At 58.6% G+C, this 18334-nt stretch carries 17 protein-coding genes; all 17 read left to right on the plus strand.

Features of this window, described 5'->3' with window-relative positions; genetic code table 11:
- The first annotated feature begins 159 nt into the window (after positions 1 to 159).
- The 17 genes from ACT7DV_RS05920 (at position 160) to ACT7DV_RS06000 (ending at position 18329) form a co-directional block, all read left to right on the plus strand.
- Complete coding sequence (locus ACT7DV_RS05920) at positions 160 to 1440, plus strand: head maturation protease, ClpP-related (protein WP_444661309.1); 1281 nt, start codon at positions 160 to 162, stop codon at positions 1438 to 1440.
- Positions 1441 to 1442: 2 nt separating this feature from the next.
- Complete coding sequence (locus ACT7DV_RS05925; RefSeq protein ID WP_444661310.1) at positions 1443 to 1805, plus strand: capsid cement protein; 363 nt, start codon at positions 1443 to 1445, stop codon at positions 1803 to 1805.
- Between the two features lie 18 nt (positions 1806 to 1823).
- Positions 1824 to 2729, plus strand: a complete 906-nt coding sequence (locus ACT7DV_RS05930; RefSeq protein ID WP_444661311.1) for a phage major capsid protein — start codon at positions 1824 to 1826, stop codon at positions 2727 to 2729.
- A 3-nt stretch (positions 2730 to 2732) separates the two neighbouring features.
- A complete protein-coding gene (locus ACT7DV_RS05935) occupies positions 2733 to 3119 on the plus strand; it encodes a hypothetical protein (protein WP_444661312.1) in 387 nt (128 codons plus the stop codon).
- Between the two features lie 14 nt (positions 3120 to 3133).
- The gene (locus ACT7DV_RS05940) at positions 3134 to 3565 is read left to right on the plus strand and encodes a Gp19/Gp15/Gp42 family protein (protein ID WP_444661313.1); all 432 of its coding nucleotides are present in this window, start codon (positions 3134 to 3136) and stop codon (positions 3563 to 3565) included.
- Positions 3566 to 3586: 21 nt separating this feature from the next.
- Entirely contained in the window at positions 3587 to 3934 is a 348-nt protein-coding gene (locus ACT7DV_RS05945) for a hypothetical protein (RefSeq protein ID WP_444661314.1), read from the plus strand.
- Positions 3927 to 4226, plus strand: coding sequence for a hypothetical protein (locus ACT7DV_RS05950; RefSeq protein WP_444661315.1), 300 nt, complete (start codon positions 3927 to 3929; stop codon positions 4224 to 4226). The genes ACT7DV_RS05945 and ACT7DV_RS05950 overlap by 8 nt, the downstream gene beginning before the upstream one ends.
- Before the next feature lie 29 nt (positions 4227 to 4255).
- Positions 4256 to 4606, plus strand: a complete 351-nt coding sequence (locus tag ACT7DV_RS05955; protein ID WP_444661316.1) for a hypothetical protein — start codon at positions 4256 to 4258, stop codon at positions 4604 to 4606.
- An 89-nt stretch (positions 4607 to 4695) separates the two neighbouring features.
- Positions 4696 to 5361 (plus strand): hypothetical protein, encoded by a 666-nt coding sequence (locus ACT7DV_RS05960; RefSeq protein WP_444661317.1) that lies wholly within the window; start codon positions 4696 to 4698, stop codon positions 5359 to 5361.
- A gap of 140 nt (positions 5362 to 5501) precedes the next feature.
- On the plus strand, positions 5502 to 5678 hold the full coding sequence (locus ACT7DV_RS05965) for a hypothetical protein (RefSeq protein ID WP_444661318.1): 177 nt from the start codon (positions 5502 to 5504) through the stop codon (positions 5676 to 5678).
- Between the two features lie 56 nt (positions 5679 to 5734).
- The gene (locus tag ACT7DV_RS05970) at positions 5735 to 6070 is read left to right on the plus strand and encodes a hypothetical protein (protein ID WP_444661319.1); all 336 of its coding nucleotides are present in this window, start codon (positions 5735 to 5737) and stop codon (positions 6068 to 6070) included.
- An 89-nt stretch (positions 6071 to 6159) separates the two neighbouring features.
- The gene (locus ACT7DV_RS05975; RefSeq protein ID WP_444661320.1) at positions 6160 to 6528 is read left to right on the plus strand and encodes a hypothetical protein; all 369 of its coding nucleotides are present in this window, start codon (positions 6160 to 6162) and stop codon (positions 6526 to 6528) included.
- 42 nt (positions 6529 to 6570) lie between these two features.
- The gene (locus tag ACT7DV_RS05980) at positions 6571 to 11118 is read left to right on the plus strand and encodes a peptidoglycan DD-metalloendopeptidase family protein (RefSeq protein ID WP_444661321.1); all 4548 of its coding nucleotides are present in this window, start codon (positions 6571 to 6573) and stop codon (positions 11116 to 11118) included.
- Entirely contained in the window at positions 11115 to 11969 is an 855-nt protein-coding gene (locus tag ACT7DV_RS05985) for a hypothetical protein (protein ID WP_444661322.1), read from the plus strand. Before ACT7DV_RS05980 ends, ACT7DV_RS05985 begins: the two co-directional genes overlap by 4 nt.
- Positions 11970 to 11980: 11 nt before the next feature.
- Positions 11981 to 12985 (plus strand): hypothetical protein, encoded by a 1005-nt coding sequence (locus tag ACT7DV_RS05990; protein WP_444661323.1) that lies wholly within the window; start codon positions 11981 to 11983, stop codon positions 12983 to 12985.
- Between the two features lie 32 nt (positions 12986 to 13017).
- Positions 13018 to 14469: a hypothetical protein gene (locus ACT7DV_RS05995; protein WP_444661324.1), complete on the plus strand. Its 1452-nt coding sequence runs from the start codon at positions 13018 to 13020 to the stop codon at positions 14467 to 14469.
- Positions 14466 to 18329: a hypothetical protein gene (locus ACT7DV_RS06000; RefSeq protein ID WP_444661325.1), complete on the plus strand. Its 3864-nt coding sequence runs from the start codon at positions 14466 to 14468 to the stop codon at positions 18327 to 18329. The genes ACT7DV_RS05995 and ACT7DV_RS06000 overlap by 4 nt, the downstream gene beginning before the upstream one ends.
- The last annotated feature ends 5 nt before the right edge of the window (positions 18330 to 18334 follow it).

Genomic DNA, 18334 nt, shown 5'->3' on the forward strand with positions numbered 1-18334 from the left:
TCATGAGAGCTCGAACTGAAACCATGGCGACCCTCGCCCGTGCTGGATTCGATGCAGTGGATTCAGCCACCGCAGTAGGTCTTCCCACGATCCAACACACCGGCCTTGTCCCGGTCACAGTCAAAGAACCTGTCGAGAACACGGAAGGGGCCAAAACAGATGACACAACCACATCAGAAGAACATGCTGAAGCCTCCTAGCGATGCAACCAAGGCCAATTGGTACCGCATGGAAGCCACCACCGACGAAGAAGCCGAGATCTTCATCTATGACGCCATCGGCGGATGGTGGGGAGTCGAAGCATCACAGTTCGTCAAGGACCTGTCACGAGTCACCGCGTCGAAGATCAACCTCCGGGTCAACAGCCCCGGCGGTGACGTTTACGATGCCCTGGCCATCATGAACGCTCTCAAGCGCCACAAGGCCACCGTCTCGGTGACAGTAGACGGGCTCGCAGCCTCGGCCGCAAGCTTCATCATCCAGGCCGCCGACGACATCAGCATGGGCAAGGGCGCGGAGATCATGATCCACGACGCGCTCACCATTGCAGTGGGCAACCCGTCGGATTTCCGGGAAGCAGCAGACTTCCTAGACCGAATCTCCAACACCATCGCCTCGGTCTACGCCGACCGAGCCGGAGGTACCAAGGAGGAATGGCGCGAACGGATGACCGCCGAAACCTGGTACACCGCAGAAGAAGCGGTGGCCGCTGGCTTGGCGGACGCCATTGTCGGTTCCGAAGCCACAGAAAAACAGGCTGAAAACCTCAAGAACCATATGGATTTGAGTGTCTTCGCCTATGCCGGCCGACGCGAGGCCCCAGCACCACCCACACCAACCAATGCCACGCCCGCACGGCGTGACATCCAAGACCACTTGACCGAGGCGCTCGCCGTCGCTGGTGAGTGGCGAACCGATCTGGCTGAGACGGAATCCCCGACACAGCCCACACCAAAGGAAGGAGCCGACATGTCGGACTCTCTACTCCAGGGCGTCATCGAGCGTCTGGGGATCAAGAATGAAGGCCAGGAAATCAACGAGGAAACCGCGCTCGCGGCACTCGATGAGGTGCTGGCCGAACAGGCGGAAGCTGACGGCGAGCAGCCAGCGGCAACCGCGGCCAAAGGCACTGTAGTGCTGGACGAGGCCCAGTACTCGCAGCTCAAGGCTGACGCCAAAGCAGGCCGCGAAGCTCGCGATCAGCAGGAAGCGGAACATCGTTCCCAGGCCGTTGAGAACGCCGTGCAGGACGGCCGTATCCCGCCCGCGCGCCGCAATCACTGGCTCAACCTGCTGGCGACAGATCCAGGCGCTGAGGAAAGCCTCAAGGCGCTGGCTCCAGGCCTCGTACCGGTAGAAGCCAAGGGCTACACCGGCGGGGTTGACGAGTCCCCTGACGAGGACCAGCTCTACACGAACATCTACTCCAAGGAGGCCTAACCATGGCTACTCAGTACCTGCCACTCTTCCGTCCAGGTGACACCGTCACCTTCGACGTCACTGCACCTGTAACCGGTGGCCATCCAGTCCAGGTTGGAGCTGCAGACCGCTCTGTGGCTCCCGCCGCAGCCGGTAGCACTACTTATGTCGGCATCGCTGGCCATGACGCTGAGATCGGTGACAAGGTCACCATCGAAGTCGGCAAGGTCATCCACGAGCTCAAGGCTTCTGGACCCGTCGCCCTCGGTGCCGAATTGGAAGCCGCTGGAGCAGGCGCAGTTCGAACCGCAACCACCGGAACCGTCATCGGTCTGGCCCTGACCGCAGCTGCCGATGGCGGCCTCGTTCAGGTGCTCCAGCGCTAAGAAAGGACTCAACCTAAAATGATGACTTACCCATACACTCCAAGCCAGGTGGCGAAAGCCAGCGCGGCAGACCTGATCGCATTCATCAAGTCACCGACCTTGCTTGCTCGTCGTCTGGACGAGATCCTGAAGGCCCAGCAGTTCATTGGCAATTTCTTGCTGCAGGGACGCTACCAGGTGCAGGGCGGCGGCATCATGGTGCCGACCAAGGAGAACATCCGCACCGACCGCCGCGCCGAGACCGTAGCACCTGGTGGAGAGTACAAGCTGACCCAGATGTCTCCGGAGCAGTACGAGATGTACACCGCCTTGAAGGACGGCATTGCTACTGAAGTCACCGATGAAGAGGTTGGCCGCCTGCTGCGCCAGCCGATCGATGACGCATTGAGCTACCTGCAGACTGAACTCGTGTTCAGCGCCAATGACACTGCTCTAGGCGTGATCACTTCCTCGGTCACCCAGACCGTGGCTGGTGGTGCCTGGACCAACGGCAAGCAGATCCTCAAGGATGCCATGGTGGCTAAGGCCAAGGTGCGTGCACTGAAGCTTGGCTACGACATCGACACAGTGGTCCTGGACGGCGTCCAGCACGCCGAAATCGTCCCGGAACTGCTCGACATCCTCCCGGACAACGACAACACCGCTACGACCGGTGCATTCCCGACCATCGGCGGTATCACCTGGGTGGCAGCTGACGGCGGAGAAATCACCGACCCGTTATTCGTTGACCGTCGAGTACTCGGCGGCATTGCCCGCGAACAGATCCCGTCGCCGGAATACCGGCCAGTCGGCAACGACACCGGCGTGGAGATCGCGTCCTTCCGTGAAAAGTCGGACAAGACGCGCCTGCAGGCCCGCAACCCTCATGTGCCAGTGGTAACCAACCCGCTGGCTGGAATCTACGTCACCGGAACGGGGGCTTAACCCATGGCTATTTACAAGGCCAAAGCGCGAGTTGTGAAGGTTTCCGTCGGTTCGCCTGACGGCAACCGCGTTGCTCGCATCGTCCCTGCAGGAAGCATCATCCCGCAGGGCGTGCACGAAGACCAGATCAAGCATCTCCTGGCACGAAAGCTGATTGAGCTCGTGGACGGTACCGAGGACGCGGAGCCGAAGGAAACCGCGGCTGAACGTTTGCAGGCTCAGCTTGAAAAGGCCGTGAAGCAGGCGAACGAGGCAGAAGCAAAAGCGACGGCGGCCGAGGCGAAGGCAACGGAGGCCGAAGCCAAGGCCGCTGCTGCTGAAAGCGAACTGGCTCAGCTGAAGACGCCGCCGCCAAAGGCACCAGGCGCTAAGACCGCCGGAGCGAAGTAGGGGAGCGGGTGACCATGGACGACTTTGCAGAGCCTAAAGATATTGAGTCCGCATGGCGCCCGCTCAACCCTGTGGAAACTTCACGGGCGTCTTACTGGATCGGTGCGGCATCACGCAAGATCCGGCGGGATTGGAAAGACATTGACGCACGGATCAGTGCCGGTGAGCCTACCGCCGATGACGTGAAAGACATCGTCATCGCACTAGTCATCGGAATCCTTCCCGGACTGGAAACCGAAGGCAAGAAATCCCTTTCGGTGCAGGCCGGCAACATGACGCGGTCCTTCACCGTGGAGGAACGACGCAACGAGGACCGGCTCCACTTCGAAAACTGGATGATCGAGATCATCGAAGGCAGTACAGGGAAAGCCGCCTTGCCGAGGATCGAGTCACCGAAACCCTATGGACTCAACCGGATCTTCCCGCAGTGGAAAGACACCTACTAGCAGGCCCAGTAAGGAGACTCGATGATCGTACTTGACGGATTCCCCGAAGACTGGCGATGCACAGTAGCTGTCACCCGCGCCGGAGGCCTGGACGACAACGGCGATCCACAACCAGGACAAAAGTTCTCCGTTGAAAATTGCCTGGTCTCCACCAGCTCGTCAACGAAAGATGACGAAGCCTCCGATGTCGTCACCACGAAGTTGTCACTGTTCAGAGACCCGGATCCAGAATTCGAGTTCCAATCAACAGACAAGATCGTGATACCAGACAGCGCCATGGGGGCAGGCACATACTTCGTTGACGGAAGGCCGCGAGTCACACCACTCGGTGTCGAAGTACCCCTGAAGGGAGCCGAATCCAATGGCTAAACTCTACGAACCAGACCCGATAGGCATTGCAGAAGTCGCGCGCTCGCCGAAGATGCAGGCCGCAATGGTCGCCATAGCAACGGCTGGTGTCTCTGGTGTTCGAGCGATCAGCCCGGTGGTATCAGGCGAGTACCGTGCGGGGTTTGCCGTTGAACCGACAACAAGCATCGTCGGTTGGAAGAATGAAGTGCGGGCAGCAGCTCGCATCGTCAACACCGTTCCATATGCGTCAGCGGTTGAACGGAAGCATCGGATCCTCAGCAGGATTTCCTCAATCGTTGAAAGCGGGTAAATGTGTCTCTCTATGTATTTCCAGACGCTGTGAAGTGTGCGAAGAACGCATTGGCCACTGGCGGATTCAACGCTACCTTGCAGTTGAACCCGGAAGATCTGGACGGTCGCGAAGTCGTGCACATCCAGGACGGCGGCGGTAACGAGCAGAGCATCTTCCGCACTGACAAGATCCTGGTCGACGTGTACGCCACAGGGCGCACGGCGGCCAAGGACCTTGCAGAAGCGGTCAAGGCGAGCCTGATGAATGGCCCGCTGGACACGGAAGATGGAGTCATTGACAAGGTATCTGTCGAAATGGTGCCAACGAAAGAAGATTATCCTTCCCCGGAAATCTGCAAGTTCGTCGCTATCTATCGGGCTGAATCCCGACCGATCTAGTTCGAAATAAAAAAATCAACAGAGGCCTTCCCCGCCGGGGTGGGCCTTTTCTCTTGCCCTCGCATGGGGCGGAAGGAGGCGGCTCAATAATGACCGCTATGACTTGGGGCGCTTTCCAAAGCGCCAACGAGAACACGAAGGGCGTCCGCAAGACGCTCGGTGCCGCGCTGTTCCTGGCACCGGAAAACGCTGAGGTGCCAGGCGATTTGGTTGACACCACCGGCCTGCTGATCAACACCCTGCCGGAAGCTTACCTGCCGGTGGGTCTGCTGTCGCCGGATGGAATCAACCACGAACGCGAAACCGATTCCGAGGGCGTGGATGCCCTGGGTCACCTGTCTCCGGTTCGCGAAGACGTTACCGGCGACACCCGGAGCATCACCTTCACCGCATTGGAGACCGTCCGCGCCAGCATCGTTTCCCTGGTTGAGGGAATCGTTCTGCCGAAGGTAGGCGCTAATGGCTTGGTCAAGTACGAGATCCCGGACTTCCCGGAAAACAAGTTCTTCCGGTGCGTGGCCATCACCTTTGACGGATCCACGACTGAGCCCTGGTTCGAGTCGAAGTTCTACCCGCGTGTCTCAGTGACCAGCTTCCCATCGGAGGCCTGGAGCAAGTCAGATGCCCGTGCATTCGAGATTGGCTTGAAAGCCTACACGGACAGCGGCCTCGGGTACATCAAGGCCGAGCAGAAGGGCGGCCTCGGCTTCAAGAACAACGCTGAAGCCCTCGGCTGGGAAATCACTGCCGCGTAACCACGCCTGGCCAGTTTTCGTGGCGGCCGGATCCATAGGACGTTTTCCTTTCTCACTGGGTGTGTAGGAAGACAACGCTGCTGGCCGCCACGGATTACCTCACACACCCAGAAGACAACAAGGAAAGAGGAGGAGCCACCATGGCAATTCTCATCAGCCCCGACAAGAAGACCCAGATCCCCACTGACAATCCAACAGAGATCGTCCGGCTCAAGGCGCAGGGCTTTACCGTGAAGCCTGAATCAGCAGGAAAGTCTGCCGCTGCCGAGAAGCCGGCATCGCAGGACGCACCTGCAAGCAAGTCCGCCAGCAAGTAGCCCCACAAAAACGCCGCTAAGGCAAAACACACACCCAGAAAGTGAGGGTACATCCAATGACCGATGCACCTAAGATCAACGCAACCATGGCCGACCTCGACTCTTCGGCCCAGGCAGGCCCCTTCATCCAGGCGCTCAGCGGAGGAAAGCGAATCACCTTCCCGGATCCAGGAACGATGGAATGGACCAATGCCGAAGAGTTCCTTGAGGATCTGGACAAGTCCAATACTCGGGGCATGCTCGAAAAGTGGCTATCGGAAGCGGATTTCAAGAAGCTGTTGGAAGCTAAATTGAACCTGTATCAGATCGCTGAGCTTGGCCGCCGAGTCAATGCCCACTACGAGGCAATCTTTGGCCCCCAGGGAAACGGCACCGGCTCTACGGGATCCTAGCCAAGTACCGTGACGCGGTCACGGCGGACCTTGCCCAGGTCTACAATGCAGACCTTGATCGATTATGGGGTGAACGTCGATGGACGTACTTGCTTCGTTTGATCGATGGTCTGCCGTCCGCGTCGCGGTTCCAGGCAGCGATCCTGAAAGATCCAGAGATCGCCAGGATTCTGGTAGAGCAAGACACCGGCGGGGAATACGCCCCGCCACTGGAAGAGTACGACGCCCATCTTGTAGCTCTTTCTGCCATTCATGACCGGCTGGGAGACGTCGCCCAGGCGGTTCTTTCCTCGATTCCAGTAGACAAAGGCAAGAGCACTCCGAAGTACCGGGGTAAGCCCTACGCGCGTCCGCACACGGCTGTCGAAGATATCCGCGAGGAGATGGCCCGTGAAGCTGGCCAGATGCTCATCAACTGGTTCACGCCGCATGCAGCTGAGCATGTGGCCGCTGAATAGCAGCACCCTCCCTAGAAAACTCGACCTTCGAAGGAGGGTGTTTTGGCATTTAACGCTGGTAACGCATTCGTCACCGTGACCCCGCGATTCATCGCTTTCCATTCATACGTCCGTAAAGAGATGAACTCGGTCATGCCGGCCGAAGGACGTGCCGCTGGCAACGTTTTCGGCCGGGCGATGACTCAAGGCGCGCAGGCCGGGATCAACTCCGAATTGCCGGCGTTGAAGCGTGCAGCCGAAGCGGCCGGCAAGACCGTCCAGACTGCCGCCGAAAAGGCAGTGAAGGCCCGCGACTCCGCTGCTGACGCTGCAGGCAAGCTCCGCGTGGCAGAGGAGAAGCTGAACCAGGTTCGCGCTTCTACCAAGGCAACTCCTGACCAGCTGGCGGCAGCTGAAGAGCGCGTGGCATCGGCACAGCGCAGGGTCCAGCAGACCTCCTACGCTGCCGAGACCGCGCAGAAGAACTACGTCGGGGCCATGAAGACCTCGACTGCAGCTCACGAAACCCTTCAGAAAGCCACCGAAGAGTCCGAACGCGCCACGAAAGAAGCAGCCAATGCTTCTTCCGACGCCTCGAAGAAATACGCCAGCGGATGGCGCGGCGTCGGACAGCGTATCAAGGGGTTCGTCAAGACAGGTGTGAAGAACGCCGTCGGCTCGGCAACCAAAGAAGCCGAAGCCGGCGGACGCCGGGCTGGTGGAGGCTTCTCCAGCGCGTTCAAGACTGCTGCAGGCGCGCTCGCCATCGGCCTCTCAGTATCCGAGGCCTTCCAATTTGGCAAGGAATCCATTGACCTTGCTGGAGCTGCTGAGCAGTCTGTCGGGGCAATCGATACCGTCTTCAAGGAGACGGCAAAGACCATGCACGACTTCGCTGCCCAAGCGAAAGACACGGTAGCGCTGTCTGCAAATGAGTATCGCGAGCTGGGAACCCTGCTGGGCTCGCAGCTCAAGAACATGGGTACTCCCATGGACGCCCTGGCCGATAAGACTGACGGCCTGATCCGCATGGGCGCCGACATGTCCAGCATGTTCGGCGGTACGACGAAGGAAGCAATCGAGGCGATTTCATCTGCCCTGAAGGGTGAGATGGACCCGATCGAGCGCTACGGCGTCACTTTGAGTGCTGCTGCACTTGAAGCGGAGGCTTTGTCCAAGAACATCATCAAGCCAGTGGTGGACTCTGAGAAGGTCCAGACGGCGGCTACGAAGATGACGCTGGCCCAGTCGAAGTACAACGCCACGGTCAAGAAGTTCGGCAAGGATTCGGACGAAGCCAAGCGTGCGCAGCTTGCCCTGACTTCTGCAGAGAATGCTTATGAGAAGGCCACCGCAGGCAAGGTCCCGCAGATGGATTCCGAGTCGAAGGCCTTGGCGGTCCAATCGGCTCTGTATGCCCAGAGCGCCGATGCTCAGGGCAACTTCATGCGGGAATCGGATACTTTCCAGCAAAAGCGTGAAAAGGCCATCGCTTCCTGGCAGGACCTGAAAGTAACCCTTGGTAAGGCTTTCCTGCCGGCCATGACTCAGGTATTCGGGTACATCGGTGGCACTGCGATCCCTGCCCTGGAAACTTTCGCGGGCTGGGTCAAGGAGAACCAGAGCTGGCTCAAGCCTCTGTCGATTGCTTTGCTGTCCACGGTGGGCACGATGATGGCCTTCAGGGCGGTGATCCCGATAATCTTCGGGATCACGCGGGCGGTAGCCCTGTTCAAGGGCGGTTTCGCTGCTTTGAACATTGTCATGAAAGCCAACGTTTTCGGGCTGATAGTCAGCGCGATCGCTGGGCTTGTGGCCGGTTTCATCTACCTGTGGAACACCAACGAGGGATTCCGGAACTTCTTCATCGGTGCCTGGGACGCGATCAAGAACGCTGTGTCAGCAGCGGTCTCGTGGATATCCAGTGCGTTGGAGACGATGGGAACGTTCTTCTCGGGGGTGTGGGCCAGCATCGAATCCGGTGTAGGTACAGCTCTTGGCGTCATCCAGGAGATGGCGTCCGGCGTAGCTTCGTTCTTTTCCTCGGTGTGGACCGGCATTCAAACAGCAGTAGGCACAGCCGTCGGATTCATCCAAGGGCTGGTGGCCGATGTCGTTTCGTTCTTCACCGGAACCGTTGCACCGATGTTTGTATGGTTCTACCAGAACGTGATCCTGCCCGTGTGGAATGGGATCAAGACGGCAATCGCCGTAGCGCTATTGCCGACCGTGTTGCTGATCCGCGGCTTGGTCTGGGTATTCCAGAACGTCTTGGCCCCGGCCATGACCTGGCTTTACCAGAACGTGGTTGTGCCGGTATGGAATGGAATCAAGACTGCAATCAGCGCTGTCGTGCTCGCGGTGAAGACCTCCATTGATGCGTGGGTTTATCTCTGCAGGAACGTGCTCGCTCCGGCGACCCAATGGCTGTACCTTAACGTGATCGTTCCGGTGTGGAACGGGATCAAGACCGTGATTTCTACCGTCTGGAATGCGGTCAAGTTCGTGTTTCTGGCAATCGTGAATTTTGTCCGCTCGACCCTCTCAACTGCGTTTACGTGGCTGCGGGATTCCGTAATCGTGCCAGTCTGGAATGGAATCAAGACAGCCATTAGCGCGGTGTGGACGGCCGTCAAGATCACCTTCTGGGCGATCGTGAACTTCGTCCGGACTACCCTCTCGAACGCGTTCACGTGGTTGCGCGACTCGGTGATTAAGCCGGTCTGGAATGGCATCAAGATTGCGATCTCCACGGTATGGACCGGAATCAAGGCCGTCTTCTGGGCGATCGTGAATTTTGTCCGCTCAACATTGACGAACGCGTTTACTTGGCTGCGGGATTCGGTGATCAAGCCGGTCTGGAACGGGATCAAGTCGGCAATTTCCTCGGTCTGGGAAAAGGGAATCAAACCTATTTTCGAAGCCCTGGGCAACTTCATCCGGGACAAGGTTGCACCGGTATTCCAGAAAGGCATCGACTCGGTCAAAGCAATCTGGGACACGCTGAAGGACATTGCGAAAGCTCCTGTGAAGTTCATGGTTGACACCGTGATCAACAAGGGCCTGATCGATTCCTTCAACAAGGTCGCGGACTTCATCAAGATAGGGAAGCTGGATCACGTCAAGCTGCCTGAAGGCTTTGCAGAAGGCGGTTGGACTGGGCCGGGCCACAAGTACCAGGAAGCCGGAATCGTCCATGCTGACGAGTTTGTTGTCAAGAAGTCTTCCCGCCGGCGCATCGAGCGCCGCGCGCCGGGCTTCCTTGACTCGCTCAACCAGTTTGGAGACAAGGCTCTCGGGTACGCCAATGGCGGCCTGGTCCGGCCTCTGCGTGGAGGGCGTGTCTCTTCTGGCTTCGGTGCCAGTCGTGGGCGCTACCCGCATGCTGGCCAGGACTTCGCTACTCCGGTAGGAACACCCATCTACGCGGCCATGGATGGCACCGTCCTGAAAGCTGGATGGAACGCTATCACCGGCCGTACTGGCATTGGCGCGTTCCTGGGTCACGAGGGCGGGCGCAACACCTACTACGGCCACCTCTCCCGTCTGCTTGTGCAGGTGGGCGACATGGTCAAGCAGGGACAGAAGATCGCGCTGTCCGGAAACACCGGCAGGAGCACCGGTCCACACCTTCACTTCGAAACGTGGACTGGTGGCAAGCCGGTGAACCCGGCACCCTTCCTTGGTGGCGCCGCGCTGCCGGAAGGAGCTGAAGGCGGAGGTGGCTGGAATCCCATCCAGTCGCTGCTCGACGTTGGCGGGAAGATCAAGGGCTGGTTCTCGGAGAAGTTCCCAGAGGGCGGAAAATTCCTGGACGCCGCTGTCGGGTTCGGCTCGAAGGTCTTCACCGATCTGAAGGACTGGGCCTGGTCGAAGCTTGCCGCTATCGGCGACTTCGCCCAGGACACCTGGTCCAACGTCAAGGGCTTCTTCACCGGAGGAAAGTCCAAGGCCAAGGAAGCAGTCCAGGGTGTAGCCGGGCAATACGGCTGGGGATCCGGAGACCAATGGGATGCACTGCAATCCATCATTCAAAAGGAATCCAGCTGGAAGGTCAATGCCGCGAACTCAAGCAGCTCGGCTCGTGGCCTCTTTCAGAAGATGACCTCCATCCATGGGCCGATCGAATCCACTGCCGAAGGGCAGGCCAAATGGGGCCTGAACTACATCAAGCAGCGGTACGGAAACCCCATGAATGCGTGGTCCTACTGGCAGAAGCACCACAGCTACGCGGACGGCGGACAGGTCAAGCCAATCCAGGCTTTCGCCAAGGGAGGCCTTGCACGAGGCCTCTCACTCGTCGGAGAAGAAGGCCCCGAACTGGTGAACTTCTCGTCCACAGCTCGGATCAGCACCGCGAGCATGACCGAGAAGATCCTCTCGGACACTGGCCTTCAGGCTCAACTGGCTGCCATCAGCGGAAACCGCTCGTCCTACGTGGACGCGATCCTCAAATCCATTGAGGCATCAAGGGCAACAACGGGACCTGGCAACCAGCCAGGGACCTACATCGGAAACGTCCAACTCCCACCAGGGGCAACCGTTTCCGATCTCACCCGAGAAATCCGCTTCGCAGATCGAGTCAACCGACGAGGAGGAGTACGCAGATGAGATTCCGCTTCGACGGGGTCGAATTCGGAGACAAGCTTCCATTGTTTGTCACCGAGTTCGACCCCGGATCGGCCGAAATACGCTCAGGCGACACCAGCCAATCCCAGCGGGACGGAACCATCCCAGGCCGAGATTTCCTCGGATCCCGCACCTGGGCCTTCAGCATCTCCACCAACAAACGAGACCTCACCGGCGCGCTCGCCGTGGAGAGCTCGTTGGCAGCGGCGTGGATGGATCAGAAGCATCGGGTGAATCCATTGCTTATGGTCCCGCTATCGTATGAGCTCGACGGCCGTTGGCGTCGTGTGTATGGGCGGCCCGATAAGTTCGCTGGCATGGTCGGCGATGTCCTTGCCGTTCAGGGACGTGGCCGGATCGAGTGCGATTTCCGCGTTCTGGATGCTCGGCACTTTGACGAGTCCGAGACAGTGCTTCAACTGCCGATCGTTCCTGCAAGCACCGGTGGATTGCTGGCTCCGCTGGTTGGCCCGTTGTCTACGTTGCGTTCATCGGCACCGCGTGCCGGTTATGTCGACAACAAGGGATCTGCTCCTACGCCGCTCAAGGTTGTTTTTCGTGGACCGATTACTGATCCCTATGTGCGGGCAGCGGCAGGCTGGGAGATTGCGCTGAAAGGCACGATCGCGGCAGGCCAGTCAATCGTGGTGGATGCTTTCGCCGGGACTGTCTTGAGAGGCAATGCTCCGGTTGCCGGCATGCTCACTCGAAAAACTCGGTTGTCCTCAGCCGTCCTCCCGAGGGGCATTAGCGATTTGACCTTCGGGGGCATTGACCCAACGGGAACTGCGCTAGTGGAGCTTCGCTGGCGTAGCGCTTACTACTCAATTTAAGGAGGTCCAAAGTGGCCATAGATGCGACACCATGGTTCGTAGGTGGCGGTGCCCAGCACTCGCCAGAGGTAGCCCGTCTGCTGGCTTACGCCTCGACTTCAGGAGCAGAAGGCGTAGTGGAACCAGCGTCACTTGCGGTAAAAGCTCAAACAACCCCGAACGGCACTGTTGCTGTGCGACCGGGCGCGGCGTTGATCCTGAATCGTTATGCAGGGGGTGGCCAGCAGACTTACGTTTTGCGTAACGCTTCGTCTACGTCCGTCACGATCCCTGCTACTGGCTCGGGTGGTGGACGTACCGACGCCATTGTGGCGAGAATCTTGGATCCGCAATACGAGGGTGCTGCACCATCAGACCCAATAGCCTTTCAGTACGCCCGGCTGGATCGGATTGCCTCGGTGCCATCCAGCCTCAAGAGTATTAGCCAGCTCAATCTTTCCTACCCAGCAGTCCTGCTGGCAAAGATCACGATTCCGGCATCAACTGGAACCATCACCAATGGGATGATTACGGATCTGAGAGAGGTGGCTTTGCCTCGCTCGTTGGACGTTTGGCGGCCGCGGGCGCTAGCAACTCCTGATACCGAAATCCTAACGGCTACACCAACCGGAGTAGGCGAATATTTTCCCAATAACGGCGGACCGCAGAGCGTTGATATTCCGAAGTGGGCTACACGTGCGCTGATTCGTTGCGAATGGATCGGGGTCCGGTACGGCGCCGGCAACGCTTACGGGCAAGCCTGGGTTGAATTCGGCCCATACAGTGCACCGTCCGAACGCGAGCGGGCTACCCAGAAGTTTCAGTTTGATACACCGGCAGCGAACAACGTTTCGCGTGGCAACTGGATTGTTGCCGCCGATGTTTACATTCCCGCAGCTTATCGCGGTACTGAGCAGTTGTTCGTGCCGAAGGCGCAACGTTTGGGCGGAGTTGAAAGGTCGATCAGTCTGGACGGAATGTCGGGCATGAACTTCCAAGTGAGGTTCCTCGAGGCCGCAGATCCATCCACTACCTAGGAGGACTCTTGTCTGATTGGCGTTTTCATCTGATGACTTTGCCCGATGGTGAATGGGTGGATCGTGACCTTCCTTTGCAGGGAGCAAAAGTTATTGAGGCGCTTTCAGCTCCAGCGTCGATCAGCGGGAGGCTGCCGCTGGGGTATCGGATGATCAACACTCCATCAGGGAAGCGCGCCCTGGTGGAGTGGGGTGCTGCCATTATCGCTGAGCAAGACGGTCGAAACCCGGTCTTCGGGATCGTTGACGACTTGTCCAGCGATGGTGATTGGTTGAGCGTCGGATCTGGCGGGTTCTCTTCGTACCCCGCAGGGATGCCCTGGATGAGCGACACGTACTCTTCGACGCACGTGGACGCGTTGGATGTAGTGCGTTTGATCTGGTCGAAGCTTCAGGGCAAAGCGGGTGGAGATCTCGGGGTAGTTGTCGACTCTACTCAATCGGGATACATACTCGGTAAGCCCGAAGGCGGCGAGCTCACTGCCGCCAAGTCCGTTCTGGCCACGAAGAAAGTCATCATGGACAAGGCGAAGGATCAAGTCGAGGCAGACGCTTACGCGGTCAAGCATTTCGCTGACAGTGTTTTCACGGCTGCCGGTCTTCAGCCTGGTGGATCAATCATCCGTCAGCTGTCAGCTCCTTCCGGCGACAAGCGGTCCAAGCGCAATATCTGGCTCAAGGGCGACTCCAGTGGACTGAGCGAAGGCTACACCTGGAACGGAAAGAAGTGGGAGGAACTTCCAGCAGCTAGGTTCGATGAAGCATCGGAGTTCTACTGGAGCTGGGTCGAACAGAAACCGCGACTAGCCGTCGCGAAGTCGAACCTCTCGATGGCCAAGGAGTCTTACAACGACGCGAAATCTCGTGTTTCCGATTTATCTGACCAGGAAGCCGACCCTTTCACCCTGACCTGGTGGGAAGACCACGACTTGGGACAGATCATCTCGGACCTGGCCACGCAGGCACCGTTCGATTATCGCGAACAAACCGAATGGGACGGAGACGACAGGCTGTCCCTCAAGTTGCGAATCGGCTCGCCTGAAATTGGAACGCGCCGCGAGGATCTGCGACTTGAAATCGGAGTGAATGTCACCGCGCCGCCGCCACTAGCCGAGTCGGAGTACGCCTCTGAGGTCTTGGTGATTGGTGCGGGGGAAGGCCGGTCGACGATCAAAGCCACTGCAACGGGAAATCCGGGACGGTTGCGCCGTGCCTCGGTCGTTGAGCGCAAGGATTTCACCAAGGAGTCCCAAGCGACAGTGCAAGCCCGCAGAGAGCTTGAAGCGCGCAATTCAGAATGGACCTTCGAAAATCTTTCCCTGGTTGATCATGACATGTGCCCTTATGGATCTTTCGAAGCTGGCGACTGGCTGTACATGAGCGGCGATGCCGGCTGGATGTACATCGATCAGTGGGTGCGGGTCCTGGAAATTGAAATTGACTGCACCACGGGGCAATTGAATTTGAAAGTGAGCAGCAAATGACGCGTTTAAACGACGAAGCCAGATGGCTCGTATCTGAGATAGCCGAAGCTAAGCGCATGGCCTCGGCTTTGGGCAAGCCGCAACTGGGTAATTCGGCAATCGAGGCCGGGAAGATTGAGGAATATGACCAGGGCGGCACCCTGGTGCAGATCGTGGGCGAGCAGCACGATGGCACCCACGCACCCGTGACGGTAAACGGACCGGTCCCGCCGGAACCTGCAGCACCGGCCGTGACTGCAGGCATCGGGAGCGTGGAAGCTCGGTGGTCTGGAAAGTTCGCAGGGGATGCCTTGTCTCCGATGGACTTTTCTCATGTGGCTTTGCATGCCTCTCGTCTGGAAGCGTTCGCGCCAAGTAACGAGACTCAGCTGGCCACGATCACCGGCGAGCTGGGCGATGTGGCTGTGGTCCTCATCGATGCTGGCGAATGGACTTTTGGTTTGGTCGCAGTCTCGAAGGCTGGCAAGTGGTCTCAGATGTCCGAGACTGTCACCATTGATATACCTGACTACCCATCTCCGGTGGACATTCAAGACGAGCTAATCATTCTTGATGAGAAGTATGACGGTGTGCTCACCGAGTCTGGGAACCTGGGCAACCGACTGAGCCAGGCCGAGATCGAACTGGTCCAGCACGAGCAGCGTCTGGGGCAGGCACAGTCGAGAATTGATGACGCGTTTGTTCAAATCGGTTCTGCTGAGGATCTGGCGAACACGGCACAGACCAATGCTAACCAGGCGAAAGCGGACGCTGCAGCAGCTGCCGGCATCGCCGAGGGCAAGGGCGATGTGATCATTCAAGCGACAGCTCCTGTAACGCAGATGCGCAAGAGCACCACGTTGTGGATTGACACAACCGGTGGGGCTAACACGCCGAAAAGGTGGAGCGGTTCTGCCTGGGTTGCGGTCACGGATAAGACAGCGGTGGATGCTGCAGCTGCTGCGGTTGCTGCTGCGAATAAGGCCCAGCAGGCGATTGAGGCGGCGGCCGAGGCTAAAGCACGAGCTGAAGCAGCTATTCGTCAGGCTCCGACGTTGTTCGAATGGACTGCAGACTATAGCGTCGGTGACACTTCGACCCAGACCAAGACGAGCACCGAGATCAGGTACAACGGTAACCAGGACGCTTCGGTTTATGCCCACCGGGCGGTCTCAAAGAGTGTGCCGATCGTGGCGAACCGTGTCTATCGAATGCAAGCTATCGTGTCTAATCTGGGCAGTGCCGCGGCTCGACTTCAGACAGGCTTCTACCTGAACAATGATGCAGGAGGCTATGTTTCTTCCCTGTGGCCGAGTGATTCGTATTCTCCGGTTCCGGCCGGAGCGTCACGTCTCGCCGTGTTCAGTACTCCTCGTGTGGGAGATCTGCCGGTTGGAACGTCGCAGGCCGCGGCGGCCATCTACTTTGTGGATCGCCAGCCGATGGTCGTGCATGATCTGAAAGTTGTCGATGTCACCGACATCATTACCGCGCAGGAGACCGCTGACAACGCCCTGACTATGGCGGGTTCAAAGAGCAAAGTCTTCTACAGCACGAGCAACCCGACCGGCACTGCTTCACAAGGCGATGTCTGGCGCAAGGTTGATAGCAGTAAGAACGTTATTGCTGAATGGTTCTGGGGTGCTGCGGGCAAGTGGGAATCGTCGTTGGTGACCACGCAGATGATCAGCAATCTTGACGTGGGCAAGCTGACGGTGGGCTCTGGTGTGATTGCGGATCTGGTGGCTCAGACTATCGCTGCCAGCACGGCAGCCTTCCAGACGGTTGATGTGAAGAACCTCTACGTAACCACAGGTACGCTGACCGAAGCGGTCATCAACAAGCTGTGGGCTGATGTGGTGATGTCGCGGAAGATTACAGCGACCATGCTCGCGATCGGCGACTTCGAGAATCTAGCGCCATCGCTCGCTGACCAGCCCAGTGACTGGGAACTGTCTGGCGGGATGGAGATCTCTACATCGAATTTGGACGACTCCGGGCAGAGATTCCGCGTCAATGCGAACACGGCGTCTGCGTTTGCGTATGCCCCGGCGCGTGAAGCAAAGGCCGGAGACCAGTTCTTTGCCTCGGCGAAAATCTACCGATCAGCAGATTCCACAGGTATCGCGTACCTGCGCATGTACTGGTACGACAAAGCCGGTACCGCCATCTCGAATACGAATTTCGGGTACAGCGCGGCAGGTAACGGCGCATCGATTCAAGGAAACGTCAGTGCTCCCGTCGGCACTGCTAAGGCCCGCCTGGCGGTCGCCAAAGCCGCCGGTGCCGGCGATACGGGTTTCTATAGCGTCTACGGCCGCCGCATGTTTGGCGGTGAGGCCGTTATTGACGGCTCGCTGAAGTCAGCCAAGATCGACACCCAAGATCTCGCTGCGAATACCGGCTTCATCGCTGATTTGACGGCTCGAATCGTCAAGGCGGACATGTTCGTTGGTAAAGAATTCAGCGGCGGAACGTTCACGGGTTCAGTGTTCCAGACCAGCGGAGTCGCTAATATCGGGCTCAAGCTCGACAGTGCCGGGCTACGTGTCTACCCTCCAGAGGGCGGCGAACCTGTCACGGAGATCCGCGCAGATGGTGGAACGGTCTACTCAATTACCGACCCGGTAACCGGCGAGGTTCTAGCCGCCCTGGATGCAGAAGGAGGAATCACTGGGCAGTCATTGACAGTCGCCAGCTCATCGCGGATGGACGGACCAGTGGTCATGGGGGCAGACCCGTTGACGGCTGTGCATGGCAGTGGCGATCTTGGACCAACTATTCTTGGTCGTGATCTGCTGGACTCCTCGTTGATGGATTTCATGGAAACCCAGGAAACCATCACGGACGATACGCCGTGGCTATCGGCGCTACCGCGAGGCATGGTCACCCGTGGATTCCGCGACTTGAGCAGCTGGCAGGCCACAGGTAAAGAAGGTGAGTTGCTGGAAGTCAGCTATCAGAACTACCCCAACCGGGGATACAAGATTCTCGTCTCCCCGTTCAGCGCCTACCTGGAAGCCGGAGTCACTGCACACCTGCGAATCTACCGTTCTGTGGGTACTCGCCCAACGATGAACAGCCCCGTGTTTCACCGACAGAGTCTGCGAAACGAAACAACCTCGTCGCTGCTGCTCGACTTCGGCGGCACGTTCTACGACCTCTCCACCTCGGGGCGAGTGCGTTACTTGATCACGCTGGAATCGATCGGTGGCAAGGTGCAAGTCTTCGGATCAGCTGATGGCGGCTCGCTCCGCGTTTGGGTTGAGGACATAGGGCTGGCTGCCCTGGACACCTCGATTGCCCGGGCCGGTGTGCGTGACAACGGATCCACCTCGGCTCCGCCGGCACCAACGGCGCCTGTAGAAAAGACCGACCCGCCGAAGCAGTACACGGCAACCATCGCGGCGGACTGGTGGCAGGCCTATACCGGGGACGGAACCCAGGCAACGCACTCCACCTACAGTGGTACAGCCGCTCAGGGCCGGTCTCCGTACGCGCCCAGCAACGGCGTCATGCGGGGACTCGTGGGTTTCCCATCCCAGGCTTCACGTCTGAGCGGGGCGACAGTGAAGAAGATCGAAGTTTACGTCTATGCGAAGCACTGGCACTCTTCGGCTGGTGGAACTCTCTGCATCGGCGTGCATGAAAACGGATCCAAGCCTTCCAACTGGTCGTCAGCGACAAACAATGTGAAGCAGCAAAAGATGAAGAAGCCTGAGGGGCGTTGGATCACTTTGCCGTCGAGTGTTCACGCACGGTTCAAGTCTGGTGATACCAGGGGCATTAGCTTCCTGCCACCATCATCGTCCACGTCATCGATCTACTACGGGTTGATTACGGGCAGCAGGACGAAGCTTCGCATCACCTATACGAAATAACCCGA

Origin of the sequence: Glutamicibacter sp. TV12E (assembly GCF_052441935.1) — a bacterium.
In the GTDB taxonomy this organism is placed as follows: Bacteria; Actinomycetota; Actinomycetes; order Actinomycetales; family Micrococcaceae; genus Glutamicibacter.